Origin of the sequence: Rothia sp. HMSC069C01, from assembly GCF_001814655.1 — a bacterium.
GTDB lineage: Bacteria > Actinomycetota > Actinomycetes > Actinomycetales > Micrococcaceae > Rothia > Rothia dentocariosa.
Genome location: NZ_KV817408.1, coordinates 811,345 through 832,590 on the forward strand (window position 1 = coordinate 811,345; position 21,246 = coordinate 832,590).

The 21,246-nt window shown below is 51.3% G+C and carries 16 protein-coding genes; 2 read left to right on the forward strand and 14 right to left on the reverse strand.

All coding sequences use genetic code 11. From position 1 onward, the window contains the following. Positions 1–117: 117 nt before the first annotated feature. The 11 genes from HMPREF2981_RS10205 to dinB all read right to left on the reverse strand — a co-directional run bounded on the left by HMPREF2981_RS10205 (position 118) and on the right by dinB (position 15,277). A complete protein-coding gene (locus HMPREF2981_RS10205; RefSeq protein WP_037230815.1) occupies positions 118–2,094 on the reverse strand; it encodes an FtsW/RodA/SpoVE family cell cycle protein in 1,977 nt (658 codons plus the stop codon). A gap of 102 nt (positions 2,095–2,196) precedes the next feature. Next, on the reverse strand, positions 2,197–3,798 hold the full coding sequence (murD, locus tag HMPREF2981_RS10210) for a UDP-N-acetylmuramoyl-L-alanine--D-glutamate ligase (RefSeq protein ID WP_004004389.1): 1,602 nt from the start codon (positions 3,796–3,798) through the stop codon (positions 2,197–2,199). Further along, on the reverse strand, positions 3,798–5,003 hold the full coding sequence (gene mraY / locus HMPREF2981_RS10215) for a phospho-N-acetylmuramoyl-pentapeptide-transferase (RefSeq protein ID WP_004004388.1): 1,206 nt from the start codon (positions 5,001–5,003) through the stop codon (positions 3,798–3,800). Before mraY ends, murD begins: the two co-directional genes overlap by 1 nt. Positions 5,004–5,005: 2 nt before the next feature. Next, a complete protein-coding gene (murF, locus tag HMPREF2981_RS10220; RefSeq protein ID WP_004004387.1) occupies positions 5,006–6,613 on the reverse strand; it encodes a UDP-N-acetylmuramoyl-tripeptide--D-alanyl-D-alanine ligase in 1,608 nt (535 codons plus the stop codon). 9 nt (positions 6,614–6,622) lie between these two features. Further along, a complete protein-coding gene (locus tag HMPREF2981_RS10225; RefSeq protein ID WP_004004386.1) occupies positions 6,623–8,341 on the reverse strand; it encodes a Mur ligase family protein in 1,719 nt (572 codons plus the stop codon). A gap of 127 nt (positions 8,342–8,468) precedes the next feature. Continuing rightward, positions 8,469–10,316: a peptidoglycan D,D-transpeptidase FtsI family protein gene (locus HMPREF2981_RS10230; RefSeq protein ID WP_048754841.1), complete on the reverse strand. Its 1,848-nt coding sequence runs from the start codon at positions 10,314–10,316 to the stop codon at positions 8,469–8,471. Between the two features lie 50 nt (positions 10,317–10,366). Next, positions 10,367–11,344, reverse strand: a complete 978-nt coding sequence (locus HMPREF2981_RS10235) for a cell division protein FtsL (RefSeq protein WP_141756685.1) — start codon at positions 11,342–11,344, stop codon at positions 10,367–10,369. A gap of 78 nt (positions 11,345–11,422) precedes the next feature. Continuing rightward, positions 11,423–12,502 carry a 16S rRNA (cytosine(1402)-N(4))-methyltransferase RsmH gene (gene rsmH / locus HMPREF2981_RS10240; RefSeq protein WP_256370523.1) on the reverse strand — a complete coding sequence of 360 codons (1,080 nt, stop codon included), beginning with the start codon at positions 12,500–12,502 and terminating at the stop codon, positions 11,423–11,425. 86 nt (positions 12,503–12,588) lie between these two features. Continuing rightward, positions 12,589–13,020 (reverse strand): division/cell wall cluster transcriptional repressor MraZ, encoded by a 432-nt coding sequence (gene mraZ, locus HMPREF2981_RS10245; RefSeq protein ID WP_070619873.1) that lies wholly within the window; start codon positions 13,018–13,020, stop codon positions 12,589–12,591. Positions 13,021–13,266: 246 nt separating this feature from the next. Next, positions 13,267–13,686: a DUF3040 domain-containing protein gene (locus tag HMPREF2981_RS10250; RefSeq protein ID WP_004004380.1), complete on the reverse strand. Its 420-nt coding sequence runs from the start codon at positions 13,684–13,686 to the stop codon at positions 13,267–13,269. Between the two features lie 256 nt (positions 13,687–13,942). Next, positions 13,943–15,277, reverse strand: coding sequence for a DNA polymerase IV (dinB, locus tag HMPREF2981_RS10255; RefSeq protein ID WP_070662808.1), 1,335 nt, complete (start codon positions 15,275–15,277; stop codon positions 13,943–13,945). 168 nt (positions 15,278–15,445) lie between these two features. On the opposite strand from dinB, the gene HMPREF2981_RS10260 reads away from it, so the two are divergent. Then, complete coding sequence (locus HMPREF2981_RS10260) at positions 15,446–16,588, forward strand: polyprenyl synthetase family protein (protein WP_070662810.1); 1,143 nt, start codon at positions 15,446–15,448, stop codon at positions 16,586–16,588. Between the two features lie 108 nt (positions 16,589–16,696). Here the strand turns inward: HMPREF2981_RS10260 and HMPREF2981_RS10265 are convergent, their stop codons facing one another. Next, on the reverse strand, positions 16,697–17,065 hold the full coding sequence (locus HMPREF2981_RS10265) for an Rv2175c family DNA-binding protein (RefSeq protein WP_004004377.1): 369 nt from the start codon (positions 17,063–17,065) through the stop codon (positions 16,697–16,699). Positions 17,066–17,262: 197 nt separating this feature from the next. Between HMPREF2981_RS10265 and HMPREF2981_RS10270 the strand changes: the two genes are divergently transcribed. Continuing rightward, positions 17,263–18,927 (forward strand): serine/threonine protein kinase, encoded by a 1,665-nt coding sequence (locus tag HMPREF2981_RS10270; protein ID WP_070662812.1) that lies wholly within the window; start codon positions 17,263–17,265, stop codon positions 18,925–18,927. A 79-nt stretch (positions 18,928–19,006) separates the two neighbouring features. On the opposite strand, the gene HMPREF2981_RS10275 is transcribed toward HMPREF2981_RS10270, so the two are convergent. Beyond that, the gene (locus HMPREF2981_RS10275) at positions 19,007–20,368 is read right to left on the reverse strand and encodes a class II 3-deoxy-7-phosphoheptulonate synthase (protein ID WP_013398830.1); all 1,362 of its coding nucleotides are present in this window, start codon (positions 20,366–20,368) and stop codon (positions 19,007–19,009) included. 119 nt (positions 20,369–20,487) lie between these two features. Continuing rightward, positions 20,488–21,237 (reverse strand): lysophospholipid acyltransferase family protein, encoded by a 750-nt coding sequence (locus HMPREF2981_RS10280; RefSeq protein ID WP_070662814.1) that lies wholly within the window; start codon positions 21,235–21,237, stop codon positions 20,488–20,490. Positions 21,238–21,246 lie beyond the last annotated feature (9 nt).

Below are 21,246 nucleotides of genomic sequence, written 5' to 3' on the forward strand. Positions count from 1 at the left end.
CAAATACATTCACCTCATTTTACGACATAGCAGGACTAACCCCGTAGTGAAAGAATATGAAGTCGGGTATATACCCACGTCCCGAGCCTGGTATTCCTCCTTTCCCTATTTCAGAGGCTATGAGCGTGAACCACCCTGGCCAGGTTTACGGCCTCGCGGGTTCTGCTGACTCTGTGAAGGCTGCTGCCGACGTATCTGACGTGATGTTCCCGCAGAAGGCTGCCCTGAAGAAGATGTTTGGGAACCCGGTTGAGGGTGCAAAGGTCGCAACCCGGCTGGCAAACGTCCCGATGACGAAGAACGGTGACGCGCTCGATTGGCGTTTGTGCGCTTTTGCAGGTTCTGCAGGGGAATTGTGTCTTCATGGTCTGCAGGGGTTGACCGTTGCTTGCCCTGCGAGGGGCGAGATGCAGGATGCGCATCTCCCTTACGGCGCAATTGAGGAACCCGTTCATGGGTATGCAATCCATTTGGATGTTCCTCTTGGAACCGCTGCTCACGAAGTCGCTGCCGTTCACGCTGAATACGCTGCTCTTCATGAGCGAGAGCTTCCTGATGCTCCGCCTCACGGCGACGCTCAGCAGCACGATCGGCACGTGCTTGAGCGCGCTGCTCATACGTCTTGCGAGTATGCTCACGCTGTCGCTGGGTTATGCCCAACCAGGATGGCAGTTCTTTGACTCTACGCAGTAAGCCCCCACCCCAGTAATCTTTACCAAGAGCTCCACCGGCTTCTTGCAGTTGAAGCCGCTCATCTTCAACGATGGCTTGAAGAGACAGTCGTCGCTTCCAGTCTTCATTAGCGCGTCGCACTTCGCGAGGTGTCTGTTTCGTTAAATCGGCGGCCGGTATGGGCCCACCTACAAGTGGAGTTTGCCGCGCAAAAGCATAGAGCATACCTGCGGCAAGCATTGATGAAATCAAGGATGAACCGCCGTATGAAATAAAGGGAAGCGGCACACCAATCACGGGAAGAATACCGGAAACCATCGCCATATTCACAATAGCCTGAGTGGAAAGCCATGCGATAATACCGCCCGTTGCAATACGAATAAACGGGTCTGCGGTTCGGGCGATAATGCGTAACGCACAATAGATCAGGCCCAGGTACAAAAGCACTACGGTAAGCGTGCCCAAAAGCCCCAGTTCCTCGCCGATAATGGCGAAAATGTAATCGTTATGTGCTTCGGGCAAATAGTTATACTTCTGGCGGGATTGTCCTAGACCAACGCCCCAGAACCCACCGGTTGCCAACGCAACCCCGCCAGCCTGAGATTGATCACAGACAGAACCGGTGCACACACCGAGAACACTCATCAGTCGTTCACGACGGTTTGAACTCGAAATTGACCCCACTACGGCACTCACGATCAGAATAATCGAAAGCCATACCATAGTCTTACGGTTTGCGCCCGCAATATATACCATGCCCAAGAAGATAAAGGCGTAGACGATCACGGTACCGAGATCTTTACCTGCCAGAATAAGCAGCATCAAAGGCAAGAGTCCAAAAAGTGCGGGAAAAATTGCACGAGATGTCTTCTCTTTGAGTTTACTGCCCTGCCGAGTCATGACCATCGCTATCCACAGCACAATAGCGAGTTTAGAGAACTCCGAAGGCTGAATCTGAATGCCGCTGAACCTAATCCAGTTACGGTTGCCATTAATATCGGTACCAATAGCAAGAACGGCAATCTGGGCAAGAATCGCCAGGGTTAAGAGGATATTAACGACCCACATTTTGCGGTACCGCTGTACTTTCAATACTGCTATAGCCCCTAATGCAGCGGCGCCTAGAGCGGCAAACATTACCTGACGGGTTACCTGTGAGAAAGGGGACATTCCCTGTGAAATCATGCTCACAGATGATGCAGACAGTACCATGATCACGCCAAAAACTGTGAGACCAGCGCATACTAAAAGAATCAGTCGCGGCACATCCGCTAAATCGCGCGATGCGGAACGCTTATAAAGAGACGAGATAGCGTTATGCAGAAAAGAACCGAGCCTCGTTGAGCCGTTCCTGCCCTGGCGCTGTGCATGACTTACGCCTCCACGGGCCGACGAGTGAGTCTGACCGGGTGCATTACTCATGCGTTCTCCTCTTCTGTGTCTTAACACGACAAACTCAATAGATTTTTCCTACAGCAGAAAAGTCTACACGGCGTTTATCGTTTCAGAGCAATCAATATGCCTTCAGATACCGACAATATGAGATTTGACCGCATCCACAAAAGCGTTACCACGAACGGCATAATTGTTAAATTGATCCATCGAAGCAGCGGCAGGCGCCATGAGTACTGTATCACCCTCAGCGGCTAGCTCTTCTGCTTTGACTACGGCAGCTTCCATAACAGTAACCCCGTCAGAGGGATCATTCGCCGAAGCCGTCATATTATAGGTAGGAACATGGCTTGCATACTTCGCCAAAGATGTTTTAAGTCCCGCCGTATCAGTGCCAATGATTAATACTGCTTTCAAACGTGAAGCATGCTGAGCTATAAGATCATCATACTCCACCCCTTTAGAAAGACCTCCAGCAATCCAAATCAGCGAAGGATAAGCGCTCATTGAAGCGTTAGCGGCGTGTGGGTTAGTAGCCTTAGAATCGTTGACCCACTGGATTCCATCGCGGTAAAGCACCGTCTGATTACGATGCGCACCAGGCTTATAAGAACGCAGTCCATCCCGCACAGCCTCAGGAGCAATATTTGCAGCACGACATAATGCGGCAGCGGCTAGCGCATTCTCCACGGTGTGCTGTGCGGGAGCTTGACCGGGAACGGGCGCTAAATCTTCAAGAACACCAAGCTCAAGTGCCTCGCTGTATCGATTCTTCAAAAACGCACGGTCAACAATAATGTTTTCCGCCAAGCCCAACATGGAGACTGAGGGGATCTCGGTTGAGCTAATACCGATGGCACGGGCACCTTCTATAACGTCTGCTTCTTCGACCATACGCAAAGTATCAGCATGATCGGTATTGAAAATACACGCTGCCTGAGTATTTTCGTACACACGTGCTTTATCGGCCTTGTAAGCCTCAAAGGAACCGTGCCAATCGACGTGATCTTCCGCTACGTTAAGCACCACGGAAGCGTATGGCGACAGTGAAGAAGTCCAATGCAGCTGAAAGCTCGAAAGCTCTACCGCAAAAAATTCATAGGGTTCATCGTCGGCAACAGCGTAGACTGCTGGCATGCCCACGTTCCCAACCTGCAGAGATTTTTTACCGGCTGCTTTAAGAATCGAATCGACCATGCCCACGGTCGTAGTTTTCCCATTGGTTCCCGTCAGGCACAGCCACTTTGGAGTAACCCGACCTTGACGTTGATTCAGACGCCATGCCAGTTCGATTTCACTCCAAATTTGGATACCCCGTTCATAAGCATCGAGCATGACCAGGCTATCTGGACGAATTCCTGGCGAAGTCACGATAACATCCGGGTCTTGATCATCGACACGAGGCACACATTCCATGTATTCCTCACCAAATAAACCCGCCACGTTTCCATAGGCCTCTTGGTAAATTCGGATGCGCTCTCGCTTTTCTTGCGTATCCTGCGCATCAATAGCGGTAATGTGGGCACCTTTCTGGGCCAGCACATCCACTGCAGCATCGCCGCTGGTGCCGAGGCCTATCACGACAACCTTCAGCCCCGCCCAAGGCCCGTCCCAGGTAGTGAGCTCAGCAAGCCGAGGATTATTGACGACTGGATTGACAGCGATAGCATCTGCATATTGGGCACGCTGTGCCTGATACTTGGAGGCCCGCTGCGAGTTCTTAGCGTCAGGCATTAGTGAATCACTCCAGACGTCTGTGAGAACCAATCTCCAAAGAAAATTGCAAGAGCAACCAGCACACAAAGCGCATTTGCAATCCACAGACGGAATACCGAGTTCACTTCACCACTGCTGACAGAGCCGGGGACAAGACCCTTCTTATCTATGGAGTATCTTCCGTTTGCACCGGTTTTCTCAAGATGATGGTGGAAAGGAGTCATGCGGAAGAAACGGTAGGCATGAGGAATTTTATCGCCAACAGATACAGAACGTTTACGGCTAACTTTGAAGACAACTTTCTGCACAATCACCGAAAACACTTCCAGAACCGGCACAAGCGCGATAATGGGAAGCAGGAGCTCGGTACGGGTGAAAATAGCGAAGGAGACCAGTGCACCCCCCAAAGCAAGAGAACCAGAGTCTCCCATAAAGATTTGTGCCTTAGAAACGTTCCACCATAGGAACCCGGCGAGGGAACCAACAAGTGCGGCTGCAATAAGTGCCAGCGACCCTGGATCCCGCACATCATAGCATGCATTTCCCGCCCCACCGCTGCAGGCATGTACGTATTGCCAGATAGTCATGGCAAGGTATCCAGTAAAGATGGTCATCGTTGCGCCACCCGCAAGTCCATCGAGACCATCAGTGAAATTCACGGCGTTAGTGCCCGAAAGAGAAATCAAGGTAATCCACAACACCATGAGGATAGTACCGCCTATAGCCCCAGCAGCCATGAAGTCGAACGGAAGATCACGCACAAACGAAATCGCCGTCGAGGCGGGGGTCACTCCCACCGCATTAGGAAATTGAAACACCAAATACGCAAAAGGAAGAGTCACCGCCAGCAGACCAATAGTCTTCTGGTTCTCGGTAAGTCCTTCGTTCCCCTGGTTGCGGAACTTCATAATATCGTCGGCGGCACCGACTCCGAGCATTCCTAGTGTAAACCCGAGGGTCAATAAAGCCGTCGCACTAGGAACCGGCGAGGTTCCAAAAACCGCAGCGTTAATCAGCAACGCAAGCAAGTAGGCAACAACGGCGGCTGGGATAAAAATAAGACCTGCCATCGTGGGCGTCCCCGCCTTATGCTGATGCGCGGCGGGGCCTTCTTCACGAATCAGCTGCCCCAACTTGAGCTTCTGCATCTGCTTGATGAAGAGCGGTATTGCTGAGAAGGAGATAATAAACCCTAGGATTCCAGCAATAAGCACAGTAATCATGGTTAATGTGTTCCTTCGTGAAGATGGCTACGGTCTAGGGCGGTCGTCGAGGTTTGCGCTGCAGAACTACCAGCTGATACCGTGCTCAGAGCGGCGCCCGTTAAATCCGTCACCTCAACAAAATCGCCAGCACTCAGCCAAGCTGGAGCCTGTTCTTGAGCCTCGCCAAAGGTCTCGGTGCAGAAGGCAACCTCATCGCCCAAAGAACCTAGTTTAGCGCCATTTGAAGATTTAAACAGCACAATATCGCCAGAACGTAACTCTGCACGCAAAATATTTAGTGCTTCTTGCGGTGTCTCTACCCAGGTAGCTTCGTTACCCCATGAACCTTCAAGATGCGCGGCGTTGTAGGCTGGTTTCGCCTCATTACCAACCGCAATAAGCTTTGATATATTCATGCGTACCACCAGACGACCGAGTCGATCGTGCTCCTCCAAAGAGGCCTCGCCCAGTTCGAGCATAGCCCCCAAAACTGCCCAAGTCCGTCGTGGCTTCGCGCCTCGTCCCAGTTGGGCCAAAGTGCGTAAAGCGGCTGTCATTGACTCGGGATTAGCATTATACGCATCGTTGATGACAGTCACACCGTCTGCGCGGTCTGTACGAGCCATCCTCCATTTAGACAGTGCACCGGTGTTATTGAGGGCATGGGCAATAGCGTCTCCAGGAACACCAGCGTTATAGGCTACCGTAGCAGCCGCCAGAATATTGCATACATGATGCTCACCAATGAGTTTGGAGGAAATCTCATATTCGCTGGCGTCGGGAAGGCGAAGAGTAAATTCCGGACAACCAGCATCATTAGTATGCAGCCCCAAAGCGGCAGTATAGCGTTCGTACTGCGGTTTCTCCCCCACCCCAAAGTAGGTTACCGGCGCACTTGCACGAGCTGACATGCGTGCAACACGCTCATCATCAGCATTGAGGATCAAGGTTCCGCCAGTACGAATACCTTCGGCAAGCTCCCCTTTAGTACGTTCGATGTTGTCGACCCCGCCAAACTCGCCAGCATGTGCGGTGCCAACTTTAAGGATCACACCATGGTCAGGGTGCACAATATTTGCCAGGTATTCGATATTCCCCACATGATCGGCACCCATCTCAATCACAAGGTAGCGAGTACTTTCGTCAGCGCGGAATACAGTCAAAGGTACGCCAACTTCGCCGTTGTACGAACCTACAGGGGCTATAGTTTCGCCCTGAGAACTTAGGATCGCTGCTAATAAATCTTTTGTGGTGGTCTTCCCCGCAGAACCGGTAATACCGATAACCGTAAGATCGCCTAGAGACCGCATCTTTTCAACAGCGTACTGTGCGATCTTACCCATGGCGAGAACCACATCATCAACCTGGATGCTGGGGTACAGAATACCCCGCTCATCTTTAACAGGGCGTTCGACAAGCGCTAAGACAGCACCTTTGTCGAAGGCTCCCGACACGAAGTTGTGTCCGTCGGTCACCTCACCTGGCTTAGCAACAAATAGGGTGCCTGGTATAACCTCACGCGAATCGGTGGTCGCGAAGGTAGCACCTAGCTCGCTCTCACGCCCGGCTAAGCCGAGCGGTGAGCCGCCTGTTGCCGTAATAATTTCGGCGGCGGAAAGCTTAATCATCTATGCTCCTTATGCTTCTTCAAGCATGCGTCGATAATCCGGAAGAATTTCGAAGTCGTTGGAGACAAGCGCTTTCGCGGTCTCCACGCGGTCGTCAAGTTGCACATCGGTACCGGCAACATCCTGTGCCGTTTCATGTCCACGACCGGCGATAAGAATAGCATCTCTCGCATCTGCGAGTTCAATTGCCCGAGCAATCGCCACTTCTCGCGGAGCAAGATTAAGGATTTGGGATGCTCGCGCACCTTCGGCATTAGCTCGTTCAGCCCCGGCAACAACAGCCTCACGAATTGGGGCGGGATCTTCACCGTGCGGATCGTCATCGGTCACAATCACAATATCGGCGTGCTGTGCAGCAATTTCTCCCATTAGGGGACGTTTGAGATGATCGCGTTCGCCTGTTGCCCCGAAAACAATAATGACTCGCCCACCACCTGGTCGGTCCATGGCTTCAAGCGCCCGAGTGAGCCCGTCAGGGTTGTGGGCAAAATCGACAATAGTATGCGGTGCCAGAGAAATCAGCTGCATACGCCCGGGCACTATAGGGGTTAGTGCCGTGCCATCAGCTAGGGCAGGTCGTAGGATAATGCGTTCTTCCTCAGAAGCACCAATATATACCATCAGCGCGGCGAGTGCGGCGTTTGAAACATTGAAATCTGCCGGAAGATGGGTACAACAGGGAATGGTGTCTCCCGCGCCGTTAGCCAGCGTGAAACGATGTCCTAACCCATCACGTTCAACGTTGATTACCGCCCAATCAAGCGGACCGAACTCAGCTGGAACCTCGGCTAGACCCATGCCGTACTCAGTAACAAGCCGAACAGCATTACCTGTCCCCAGCTGAATCTGGGCGTGGCGAAGCATCTTCTCGCCCCACTCGTCATCGGCAGTGATGACAGCGCACTCAGTCCGCTCGGGTGTAAAAAGCTGTGCTTTAGAATCAAAATAATTCTGCATGGTGCCGTGCAAATCTAAATGATCCTGGGTGAGGTTTGTAAACCCAGAAACCTTATAAACTACACCATCCACACGGTGATAGTCGATAGCATGCGAGGAAACTTCCATTGCTGCATGAGACACACCGCGCTCCCCCATAATCGCAAGGAGCGAATGAACGTGAACAGACTCTGGGGTGGTTAGAGCTGAAGGAACGCTCACACCATCAACGAGAATTTGGATAGTACCGATAAGACCGGTCTTAGCTTTGAGAGCAGTTCGGAATACCGACTCCAGCATGTAGGTAGTCGTCGTTTTTCCATTGGTTCCTGTGACAGCGTAGCGATTCAGATTCTTGTGATCTTGTGACCCATAGATCAAAGCGGCGAGTGATCCTATAACAGGACGTAAAGAGTCACAGACCAGCAGGGAGCACCCATCTAAAGAAAGATTTGCCTCCCGAATCATCCGAGCGCCTGCAGTATCCGTGAGGATAGCGTGAGCCTGGGCCTCTAGTGCTTTTTGCGCGAATTGTGCACCATGAGCTTTCGCGCCTGGAAGAGCAACATATAGGTCTGCAGGACGAACCGCGCGAGAATCCATGCTGATCCCTCGCACATCTTCTTCAGAGCCTTGATGTTCTAGAACAGGATGCGCACCTAAGGCCTCTAGATGCTCCACGAGCTCAGTAACCGTGCTCCCTCGTGGATTCTGAGGTCGCAGACTCTGCGCATCGCCTCCCAAGTGCGGGATGCGACGAACGTCTTGAGCCAAGCGCGTTTCGCTGTCCATTATCCTTCTTTCCTGACGGTCATACGCATTTCTTGCCGCCGAGATTATTATTGTTATCGTCCTCGATCAACGTCAAGGTACGTTCCTATTGTAATAAGTTCTGCACGGTCGGGTGACCGCATGTGACTCACCCGTTAGATTTTCCATCCGCAAAAATAGGAATTTTTACTGGGTCTGTGGTGGATTTAGGCACGTTATACGTGTGCAGTACTTTCTCCATAATCTGTGAGAACTGGCTTGTTGCTCCCACACTACGCACATCGCCCTGAGGGCGCTGCAGAGTAACGCTTACGAGAAACTGCGGGTTGTCTATAGGCGCAAGCCCTATAAAGGATGTGGTGTATCCGTCATATCCGCCTTTATCGCTGGGAGCTTCAGCTGTACCCGTCTTACCGCCGACTCGGTACCCTTCGACCGAGGCTGTTTTCGCATGGCTTTGAAGTACAACATTCTCCATTAGTTCTCGACATTGTTCAGCAGTTTTTTCGCTCACCATCCTGGTGCCGGGTTCCACATCGCGTTTATGCACCGTACCATCGGCATCAATCAAAGCGTCAACGATGCGCGGTTTAAGTTTCACACCGTTATTACCGAGTGCCTGAAAAATCATGGCGGTTTGTAGAGGGGTCTGGGCAATACCCTGCCCGAAGAAAACTGTGTATTCCTGACGACCGTCCCACTCATGCCAATCAGTTACTAGCCCCTGCTGTTCGCCAGTCAGCTCAATACCCGTATAATCCCCCATACCGTATTTTTTGAGCCAGTTATAGCGGTCTTCCTTGGGGAGTTTCTGCCCGACAAGTACCGTTCCGGTATTCATCGAGTCGGTGATAATACCTGAAAAAGTCCGGCGCTGTGCGGGGTGGTCAAAGGCGTCCGTGAATGTTTGCCCGTTGATCACTAAACGTTCCGGAACATCATACGCCGAGGTAGGGGTCGTAATGCCGCTTTCGATCAAAGCTGATGCAGTCAGAATCTTCTCAGTCGAGCCAGGCTCAACAACCTGGGAAATAGCACGTGGGCTTGTATCCTGCTCGTTCTTAACTTTCTCAGCGCCGGGATCCATCATCGTAGAATCGGCCATTGCCAAAATCGAGGCATCCCGCACATCCATAACGATAACGGTACCCCATTCCGCTTTGAGCTCGTCCACACGCGCTTTGACAATCTGCTGCGCGAAATACTGGATGTCCTGGTTAATGGTCAAACGTACGTTCTTCCCATTTTCTACATCGGTCGCCTCTTCTTTAGTAACAGGAATACGCACACCATCGGCACTAATTTCGTAGGTACGCTGACCGTCCACGCCCGCAAGATCTTTTTCAAAGACGCGCTCAATACCTACAGATAAATTCTTCTTGATCGTCTCGTTCTCGTTACCAGTTGCCTCATCAACAATACGGTAACGGCCCACAACAGAGCCGCCCACGGGTCCGTTTGGGTACAGGCGCTCAGAGATGGCTTCCCCATAAAGGAACGGGGCTCCTAGAGCATCAATACGGCGAAATATCTCAGGGGTGACATTTGATTTCACGACGGCATATTTTGAGTCTCCGTCAAGCTTAGACTTGATAAACTCGTCGGTAATCGTAGGGTCAACGGTATGCAGAATGTCGGTTAGCTCATACACCAACTGTTCTGGAGTGATTTCGCTCTTAGTATCGCGGTCATTATCGTAGCGCTTATACGAAGCAACAATAGTCTGATCCGCAATGATGTTGTACCGCTGCACGCTTCGAGCAAGCACCACTCCGTTAATATCGAGAATCTGACCTCGAACCGCTGGAACAGTCTGAGAGCGCATGCGTTTCTCACGCGATTTCTCAGCAGTATGCTGTGGATCAAACCCCTGTAGATAGAGAAGCCGTGCACCCACGGCCGCCAAGCCGCCAGTGGCCAAAGCACCCACTACAAACCCGCGACGCCCAAGCTGTTGAGGCTCGGGCGGCACGGGCGCATTCTCATGAAAGCTCAAAGGTGTCCTTTCAAACTCTTAAACAGTTCGTTCCAGTCTCCACCAATATACTATCGTTGAGATGCTGAAGGGTTAGTGGATGCCGAGGGTTTTGCAGACGCCGACGATGAAGCAGACGCACTCGAAGCTGGCTGCTGTTTATCTGCCGATGCAGACGGTGCTGCACTCGGCGTTGCAGATGTCGAAGCGCGACTCCCCTGACTGGGAACGGCGGGGGCATCCACGAGGTTGCGAGCGCCCGGGGCATCATCTTTAGGCTTCGCTACAGGAGTAGCCGTGCCGTTAATCTGCCCGCTGTTGATATCCAAAGTTGCCGGAATATCCGTCGCATGCATACCCAGTGAGCTTGCACGGTTCGCCAAGTTTTGCGGGGCCTGCTGGTACCCAATTTCTTGTTGCAGGGCTTGGTTCTCTTGGGTCAGTGTTTGCTCTTGGGTACGCAAGTCCACAAGGTCGTATTGACGGGTTGCGATCAAGATATTGAGCATCAAGATAAAGACCAAGGTCAACGGAATAGCAACAAATACACCCACCAACGCCACAGGACTCCAGCTTCGCGGACGTACCAGTGACAGGGCAAGCGGTACACGACGAGTCTCCCGAGCCTGAGCTTTTACTCGTGAGCTCTTAGCCGCAATCGAACGAGCTGGGTATGCAGATTTCGCCGGGTATCCGATAGTACGCGGATGCTGAGCACCGCCAGTGCGCGGACCAGCGTATGCGGTTACATGTTCCGACAACCGGTTCTGTGCACGATGAGCAATTCGAGCGTGCGTATCAGAAGTTACGGAAGTACGTGGAACCTGGATTTGAGAAACACGGCTTTTCATGTTTGACGCAGGTTTATTCCGCCCCGGTACACCCCGGCGCGTTGGATGTTTTTGAGCAGGTTTATGCTCAGGGATAATACGCAAATTAGCGTTCCGAGTTCCCCTGCGCTGAGTGGCAGTGCGGGGCGTCTCCTCTACGCCGGTTACAGTCGGCGCTTCGGGAGTGGTAACGCTCGGAGAGTGTTGCGGAGGGGTCATATCCTGCTCTTTCAAGTCTGTATCTGTTGTTATGCCAATTAGGTAGATGCGCTGGGAGAGTTAAGCTGTCTTAGAGATTCAGCTGGATACTTTGATTTTTTCTCCGGCACGCAGTTTAGCGCTTGCTGCACGCGGGTTTTCGGCGATTTCAGCCTCTGTAGGCGGCTCTGCACCGCGGGTGATAACTCTTATCGTCGGCTGATGTTCGTCAAGCTCCACGGGAAAGCCTTTAGGGGCCTTCGACGTAGCAGCCTCGGTCAAAGCACGTTTGACGATTTTGTCTTCAAGGCTGTGATAGCTCATAGCGACAAAACGACCGCCGAGTCTCAGAGCATCCAAAGCCGCAGGAACCGCCCGTTCAAGAGCTTCTAGCTCATGATTAACCTCGATGCGCAGAGCCTGGAAAGTTCTCTTAGCCGGATGACCGCCCTTGCGCTGTGCTGCAGCGGGTACGGCCTTCTGAATGGTAGCTACCAGTTCCCCAGTCGTGGTGAAGGGTGTGTGCTTTCGCTGTTCGACAATATGCTGGGCAATACGGGCAGCGAATTTCTCTTCGCCCCAGTTTTTGATGATGCGACGCAGCTGATTCTCGCTGTACTCATTGACAACGATGCGGGCAGTTAGCTCATCATCACCGTTCATGCGCATGTCCAAAGGTGCATCATAGGAATACGCGAACCCACGGGAACGCTCGTCCAGCTGCATCGAAGACACGCCTAGATCCAGAAGAACGCCATCTACAGAGGTGACTCCCGCCGCGGACATCGCATCTTCTATATGGTCATATACGGTGTGCACAGGCACGAAGCGATCTCCAAAACGTGCCAGACGTTCGGCAGCAACAGCATGTGCCTGTGCATCACGGTCTATGCCAATAACCGTTAGGTTGGAGAACCTTTCAAGCATTGCTTCTGTATGGCCCCCCATACCCAAAGTCCCGTCAATGACAACCGCATCCTGACGCAAAATAGCGGGCTCCAACAGCTCCAGGCAACGCTCGAGCATAACCGGAATATGGCGTTCCTGTGCCTGTCGTTGTGAAAGCTGCCCCAAAAGCCCTTCCCGATATCCAGGGTCGCCAGATACAGCATTGGGGGATGTCGAAACATCGTGCGTTGGGGCAACCACGCCGGTAAGTGAGTGAGACTCGGCGTTCATGATGCTCCTTCCCATAGCTCTAGCGGTCGTTCACAGCGGATCACAGGTTACGTTTGGGGCAACAAAACTGTGTGGTGACATAGTCATTACAGAATTGGAGCGAAAGGATCTTCGTCCAACGACGCAAATTCTGCTTCTGTCTGTGTCATATATTCTTCCCATGCTTTGGAGTCCCAGATTTCCGCACGGCTTCCTGAACCAATCACAGTCAGCTCTTGCGACAAACCTGCATACTCACGCAGCACAGGCGGGATCGTTACACGTCCCTGCTTATCAGGCACCTCATCAGAAGCTCCCGAAAGGAACATGCGCATAAAGTCACGTGCTTGCCGCCCAGGGAGCGGAGAGCTTCGCATCGTTTCGTGGATACGCTCAAACTCGGCGACAGGAAACACGTATAGGCAGCGTTCCTGACCGCGTGTTAGCACGAGACCAGCTGATAGCTCATCGCGAAATTTCGCTGGCAGGATGATGCGCCCTTTGGTGTCCAGGCGGGGTGTATATGTTCCAAGAAACATGCGGCACCCCTTTCCTGACAAGCGGAATACCCGCGGCTCCAATTAGGCATGTCTACCCCTGAAACTATCTTCCCCTCCACTTTACTCCATTTTGCTCCACTATTCCTACCTCATGAGGATTTTTCTCAGAAAGAACACAGCTTTTCCTTAGTTTTAAGCACCAAAGAGGGCGAGTGGTTTATCAAAAACCACTCGCCCTCTCGGACGTTTCTTTAAACTTATTAGTAAAGTTTAAATCATCAAAAGTTAGTTTTCGCCACGGTTACGATCGTCCCAACGCTCTTCGAGGCGAGACATGAACTTCGACTGCTTTGTAGATTTTTCAGAAGAACCCGCACCTTCCTGGCGAGCTTGGGTTGCTCCCTGCGCCTTGTCTCCTAAGAACGAATCCACCGGAGTCTTCTTACTTGTTGTCGCCAAATAAACACCACCGGCAGCAATAATAAATCCAATAATGCCCAGCCATATCATCTTTGAGGCAACGGCACCGATAATAATACCCAACCCAGCTAACACGCCTAAAATGCCGAGAGCCATGTGTCGGGCACTAAATACGGGAGCTGTATTACCCGTTGATGACATTGATGACGCAAAATGTGGATCCTCAGCGCTCATCAGTTCTTCGAGCTGGTCGAGAACCTTCTGTTCACGCTCAGAAAGTGCCATTTCATTCTCCTTGAACGAACCGGTGACATGAGTGCTTATTCGTCTATCCTAAACCTACAACACTCCGTTGCTTTTATACTACCCCGCAATCCTCTTTTAAGATACCTACCACTCGCTCGCGTGAAAATTTTCTTCTCTAACCAAATATGGTCTTGTTTACGCTCTTTATGGGAAGATTCACCTCAGGACAGATTTTTCTGCCCCAGATTCTTCGATTCCCTCCACTTTTTACTCCCCTATACTCCAGAGCGCTCCCCTAAGAAGTTTTCTGTTTTTCTGGGCTGCTCTTGTGAATATATGAAAGATCAGAAGCACTAGAAACGGCTGCATCAGTAAACTTCTGACGAATACTATCGAGAGCATGTTCCACTGCGCTCCAGTCAGGAGCACTGCGGATTCCATTCCAAGCACCGACCCTGAACTTATCATCACCCACAGTATCTTCAAGATGTTTAGAACCTGCCTCTAAATCTAACAGTATTGCATCGTCGAAGAGTGGATACTGCACTCCGAGCTCACTACGTTCAAGTTTTTCGGCGCGAACACCAATGAGGCGAATAGCGCGTGTCGCATACTCCTGAGACTGCTCAGCAGAAAAGGCCAAAAGCCCCATCCCGCGCAGTGCAGCATGAGATGCCCGATAAATTTCCATACCTGAATCGCAAGAAACCGACAACGGCACAGATTTCGTATGAGTCTCAAATCCTTCATACCGAATTTTGAGGCTGAGAGAACCTGCCAGCTTACGTGCACGGCGCAAACGTATACCCACTTTAAACGAAAGCGAGCGCAAAGCATCTGTAATCTCATACCCCGACGTAGTATCAGTCCCGAATGTGTGCTCAGCGCCTATACTTTTCTCTTCACGATAGGGCACAACATCACGGCTATCGAGCCCACGAGATGTAGCCCAAAGGTGTTCTCCAGCAGCTCGTCCGAACCGTGCACGCAGCCAGCTTATGTCGAGTTCGCGCAAACCAGCAATTGTTGTAATACCGTATTTACCGAGGGCTGCAGCACTTTTAGACCCTACACCCCAGAGTTTTGAGACAGGAAGTGGATCTAAAAACTCACGGACTTTTGCAGGAGGAACCACCCATAGCCCGTTAGGTTTACTACCGGTCGAAGCCATCTTGGCAATAAGTTTATTGACGGAAATGCCTGCCGAGCTTGGTAGATGAAGTTCCTCCGCAATTCGTGAACGCACACGCTGAGCGATATCTACAGGACTCGTTCCATGGATAACTGCACTCGTGAGATCCACAAAAGCTTCGTCCACGCTTACCTGTTCTACCAACGGGCTTTCTGCACGCAAAATATCCATAACAGCCTGCGAATAATACCTATAGTTACCGCGAAGAGGCATGACCACAGCAGCAGGACATAGAGAAAGAGCTCGTGAAAGGGGCATGCCAGAACGAACTCCATATATGCGAGCCTCATACGAGGAAGAACACACCACGGCGCGAGGCCCCTGTGGAGCAACGATGATAGGTAAACCCTGTAATTCGGGGCTCTCCAGAAGCTCCACATTAACGAAAAAAGCGTCCATATCAAGATGCATAACAACGCGCCCCTGTTGTTGGTTCATACCCCTCCTTCCCAATTCACAATATAATAGCATATATATTCTACAATTAGTACTTGTATTCTACATCATAGAAACCTCAGACCTCAGGAAGGTTATAATATTCGCAAATATCAACCGGTGCTTTACTCTAGAGGAGTATTCGCGCGCACTCCCCTAAGGAACACAAACATGACAGAACAGCCGAAACCTGAAAATCTCAGCGACGGCGTTAAGTCTGAGCAAGAAGCTTACCTACACGCAGTCGAAGCTACTATGTCAGAATTTTTCGCACAACAACGCACTCTGCTGACCGCTATATCTCAAGATGCGCTGCCCCTTCTTGAAGCTATCGAGTCGCTCTCTTCCGGGGGTAAACGTCTCCGGGCTCTTCTGAGCTATTGGGGATGGCGAGGTGCTGGAGGAGACTCCATACTCGAAAGGTCGGCTCCTACCCCTATTATTCGAGCAGGGGCTGCCCTTGAGCTCTTTCAATCAGCGGCTCTTATTCACGACGATATTATCGATCGCTCTGATACACGCCGCGGAAAGCCCTCAGTACATAAAAAGTTTGAAACGCAGCACATCCAGAACTCATGGGTGGGCGATACTTTCAACTACGGACTAACCGGTGGAATCATCGCGGGTGATCTGTGCCTTTCGTGGTCGGAACAGATGTTCTCATCCATCGGAGAAGGTGCTTTATCCGGCACCGAAGCGCGAAATATCTTCGATACTATGCGTACCGAAGTTATGGCTGGCCAATACCTTGATGTGCTTTCCGAAGTTATTCCAGCAGAGACTCCTGAGAACGCCCTCGCTCGTGCTCACCGTGTTATTCAATACAAATCCGCAAAGTACTCCTGTGAGCACCCACTCGTCTTAGGAGGGGCTTTAGCACTCACCGCAATCGCGCATCAAGACCACCCGATTCTTGGGAAATATCATGCTTTCGGACTTCCGCTGGGAGAAGGATTTCAGCTTCGTGATGATGAACTTGGTGTCTTTGGAGAACCTAGCGCCACAGGCAAACCCGCCGGAGATGATATTCGTGAGGGAAAACGCACCGTTCTCATAGCGCTAACAACACAAAATATCTCTGCTGAAGACCGCAGGATGCTTGAAGGCGCCTTAGGGAACCCGGAACTCACGAACCAGCAAATCTCTAAAATCCGAGAGCTTATGATAGATTCTGGGACTCTAGAGCATGTCGAAGAGCTTATCGCTCAGAAGTCAGAAGCTGTAGATACTGCTCTTCATGCGCTGCCGGTATCCGAGCCGATACGCTGCGCGCTCAGCGCTATAGCGGCTAAGGCGCTGCACCGTAAAGCTTAGAGAGAATGGTGATGCGGCGCATCCAAGCTGTTAGATGCGCCGCATAACTATATATTTTTCGGGTACCGTTGGAACTCGATCTTGATAAAAACTCTTCTTAGTTTTGTTTTACCAGGCGAGCGCCTGTGCGCGACGGCGGATCTCTGTCTTGCGTCCGTCTTTCAAAGCATCAATAGGGCGCCCAGGAAGAGAGTCATCATCCGTGTATAGCCAGACGATTGCTTCTTCATCGCTGAACCCTGAGTCTTTGAGTACGACTAGAGTTCCCTTTAAAGATTCCAAGACACGGTTCCCGTTCAAAAAGAGTGCGGGGACTTTACGCACGTTGGTTTCGGGATCACGCAAGGCTATCAAAGACCCGTCAGAAAGAAGATTATGTATGCGAGTGATCTTCAGATCGAGGATCTCAGCGATCTCTGGAATAGTGACCCACTCGCCTACAAGGGCAAAGGTCTGAGCAATATTTTCGTTAGTCACCCTTTAAGAGTGCCAGAGAGCCTAATCAATTACCACTTATTCCGTACCGCAAGCTGGTGTGTTGCAAGTAGCGTGCTCATCTAGCCTACGACTAAATCACAGGTATGCACCTTTCCTGAAAATCTGCTGAGGGTTAGGTTCCGACATGACGAATAGGGTCGCATCATTCAAATGCATCGCCTAAAATTTTTATCACTATGAGTCATACTCCACAGCCTAATTCCGGTTCCTCTGTGCCCGGTCCTGCTCCCCAGACGAATCATAAGCAGCCGCTGCGGTTAACCGGTCAAGTGCTCGAAAAGCACTACCTCATGGGACGAATGATAGCCCGCGGAGGCATGAGTGAAGTCTATTACGCTTCTGACTTGTGGTCGAATAATCCCGTAGCTATTAAAGTGCTTACGCCCGAACTTGCCGAACAAGCGGAGAACAGGCAAAAATTCCATCGTGAGGAAAGCTCTCTGCGTAAAATTGGCGGGGGTCACACAGTAGGTGTGTTGTCTTCAGGTACCGAGTATCTTCAGGGGCAGCGCATTATGTATATCGCTTTGGAGTACGTTTATGGGTGTACGCTCAGCCAGCTCCTTCGCTCTCGCCAAGCACTGTCTATGGGGGAAGGTCTTGAAATTTTGCTTCCCGTTGTTGAGGGGCTTTCAGAGGTGCATGCGCATCGGTATGTTCACCTCGATATGAAGCCGGGGAATATTCTTTTAGATACTCAGCGGCGCATTAAGTTAGCAGATTTTGGTCTTACGCGCCGCAATGACCAATATGACTCTGGGGTTCTTATGGGTACCCCCGCCTATGTGGCGCCTGAAATCTTAGACCCGCAAGGACGTGTTGGTGCTCCAGCGGATATTTTTGCGCTGGGCGTTATGATGTACCGTATTTTCTCCGGTCGTTTACCGTTTACCGGTTTACACAACGATCAACAGGTTCTCTACCACAACGCCAACATTGAGATGCCTCCAATTACGGAAGTAGCTCCGGGAATCGACCCCGATATAGCGGGGATTATCAGGTGGTGCACACGTAAACAAGCGGATGCACGCCCGGAGGACGCCACGGAACTTTTCACTGCTTTATCCGAGATAGCCCAGCGGATGAATCCTAAAGATCGTGCATGGCGTTCTCCGCATCTTGAACCTCCAGAGCTTGCACTTTGGGATGAGGTGGGTGATATTGCTGAGCGCAGCGGCATGGCGCAAATGGTGCGTGATACTCCTATTAGCGCGTACGGCAGCGCGGTAGATTTGATTCTCGACGTAGATGCAGAGAATTCGGTAATTGACGATTTTGGTGTCCCTCTCTCCCCTGCTGTCCATGAACAAGGGCATATAGGTATTGGCCCAGAACCACATGGTCCCGACGAGAGCCTAATATCTCCCCCATCTTCAACCCCTAGTGCACCAGCGAATCTCCATAACGCGCTACGACCAGAGCCATCGCCAGTACCACGATCAGAATCACCTTCCACTCAGCACGTTCCTCAGCAAGAAAAGTCTATGTCCAAAGAGCAGCTGGACAATGAATCGTTCTCTGCTTATGCAGATCCGCAACGAATATATGATCGCCGGAATTCAAGTGTTCCTGTTCAAGCAAACCAGGAGCAAAATTCCTCTCTAGACTCTAAACAAAGCTGGGATTCTCAAACGCAGGAGCGCGAACGTCGGCACATTCTTGATCCTCGATTCCCTACCGAGTCTCTTGCCGAGCCACCTTCAGCTACAGCGTGGAGTCTCGCCGCATTAGTGGTGGTCGTTCTCTTTATGGCGGCTGGTTTTACGGGCTGGATGCTCGCCACATCAGTGCTGCAGGCCGCCTGGTGGCAAGATTTTTCCAGGCTTTTCGGCGGATTATAGAGTAATCCCATATGCGAAGGTCGCATAGAACTCTGTAAAGTTCTATGCGACCTTCAGCATAAAGCTAAAACTAGATTGCTTATCGGTTCCTGAGATACTCGGATACCAAGAACGCGATTTCAAGCGACTGCGAGTGATTCAGCCGGGGATCGCAAAGAGATTCATAACGATCAGCGAGGGCTTCTTCATCAATAGCGTCTGAGCCACCTAGGCATTCAGTAACGTCATCCCCGGTCATCTCAACGTGAATACCGCCAGGGAATGAGCCGAGAGCATCATGTACTTCGAAGAAACCGCGAACTTCATCGAGTACATCGTCAAAACGGCGGGTCTTATAGCCAGAAGGAACGGAAATTGTGTTACCGTGCATAGGATCGGTTACCCAGATAACCTGTGCACCAGCAGCTTGTACCCCTGCGACGATAGGAGGCAGCTTCTCTCGAATATTCTTAGCCCCCATACGGGTAATAAAAGTGAGGCGACCGGGTTCACGATTCGGGTCAAGTTTATCGATAAGGGCCAGTGCATCTTCGGCGGTGGTTGTGGGGCCAAGTTTTACGCCGATGGGGTTACGCACTTTAGAGAGGAAATCCACGTGCGCATCATCAATCCCACGAGTTCGCTCACCAATCCACAAGAAATGGGCTGAGGTGTCATAGGGCAAGTCGGTTCGTGAATCGATGCGGGTGAGGGACCTTTCATAGTCAAGGACTAAAGCCTCGTGCCCCACATACATATCGGTAGTTTTGAGCGCATCAAAATCAACTCCACAGGCTTCCATGAATTTGAGGGCGCGACCGATTTCATCAGCTGTTTGTTCGTATCGCTCATGCGCTGGGTTTGAAGTAAACCCGCGGTTCCATTGATGTACTGCGCGTAGATCTGCAAAGCCACCTTTTGTAAAAGCACGCACAAGGTTAAGGGTGGCGGAACTGGTGTGGTAGCCGCGCAGCATACGTTTAGGATCATGCTCACGAGCTTCAGGCGTGAACTCAAAACCGTTGACGGTTTCTCCCCGAAAGGAAGGCAAAGTAACATCGCCGCGTGTTTCCGTATCCGAGGAACGTGGCTTTGAGAACTGGCCAGCCATACGACCCATCTTCACCACAGGCATCGAAGCGCCGTAGGTAAGAACCGCCGCCATCTGGAGAAGAGTTTTGATGCGACCAGAGATTTTGTAGGCTGTGGCACCTTCAAAAGTTTCGGCACAGTCACCGCCCTGTAGCAAGAACGCACGTCCTTCGGCTACTTCCGCCAGCTGTTCGCGCATAGAATCTACCTCACCAGCAAAAACTAGCGGGGGCAGAGAGCTCAGCTCGGCAACAGTTGCGTCAAAATCAGCGTGATTTGCCCATGTAGGCTGCTGATCTATGTGCAGATTCCGCCAGGTATCCAACCCGTAATCTGCGCCAAGCTGGTGGTTATGGTTCGCGTTGCTCATGGGTGTGTACTCCAGAATTTCTGTATGGTTCAGCACGCTGACGCGGCGTTACAAGGATAAAGATTATTGTACCTTCCTAAAATGCCGTATCTGAGCATATGGCGCAGTCTTAGATAAGTTTATGGGCACTCTGCACATAGACGGTTTACAGCCTGTTCGGCGGTTAAACTGTCGGATGCCATGAGTTTTTTCACCGCATCCGCGTACACATCAACATATTCTTGCCCGCTAAGCTCACGAATAGCTACACCTACACGATCCGCAATCTCACGCTGTACGGAGAAAAGATGCGCTTCGTGACTTCTGCTGGAGAAATCTAGCGGCTTTCCAAAAATTGTACGGATCGTTATCTTTTGTCCGCGATTGCGCAGGTGCGGACTATTTGTTCCCAGCGGCTGCACCAGGTCCGTACCAATCTGCCCTACTGGTACGACGAAAACTCCAGATTCAAGGGCTAATCTTGCTACTCCAACTTTCGGACGGTAACCACGCCCGTCAGGACTGCGGGTGCCTTCGGGATAGATCCCCAGTATGCCGCCTGATTCTAGCACCCGAAGGCCTCTGGCAAGAGATTCTTGACTTTTGACCCCACCGGAACGATCCATCGGAAGCTGACCCATGCTTGTAAAAAATTTAGCCATAGCGCGACCTTTGACACCGGATGTTGTGAAGTAATCACTTTTCGCCAAGAAATTAATAGGGCGATCGAGTGCAAGAGGTATAAAAACTGAATCGCAAAATGCTAGGTGGTTACTTGCAATAATGACCGGTCCCTGGGGTATGTTCTCAAGCCCGATAATTTCATGCCGATAGAGACTATGCAGAATGGGCGTACTAAGAAATTTGAGGGTGCTGTAGGCGAGGGTCATAACTCTTCC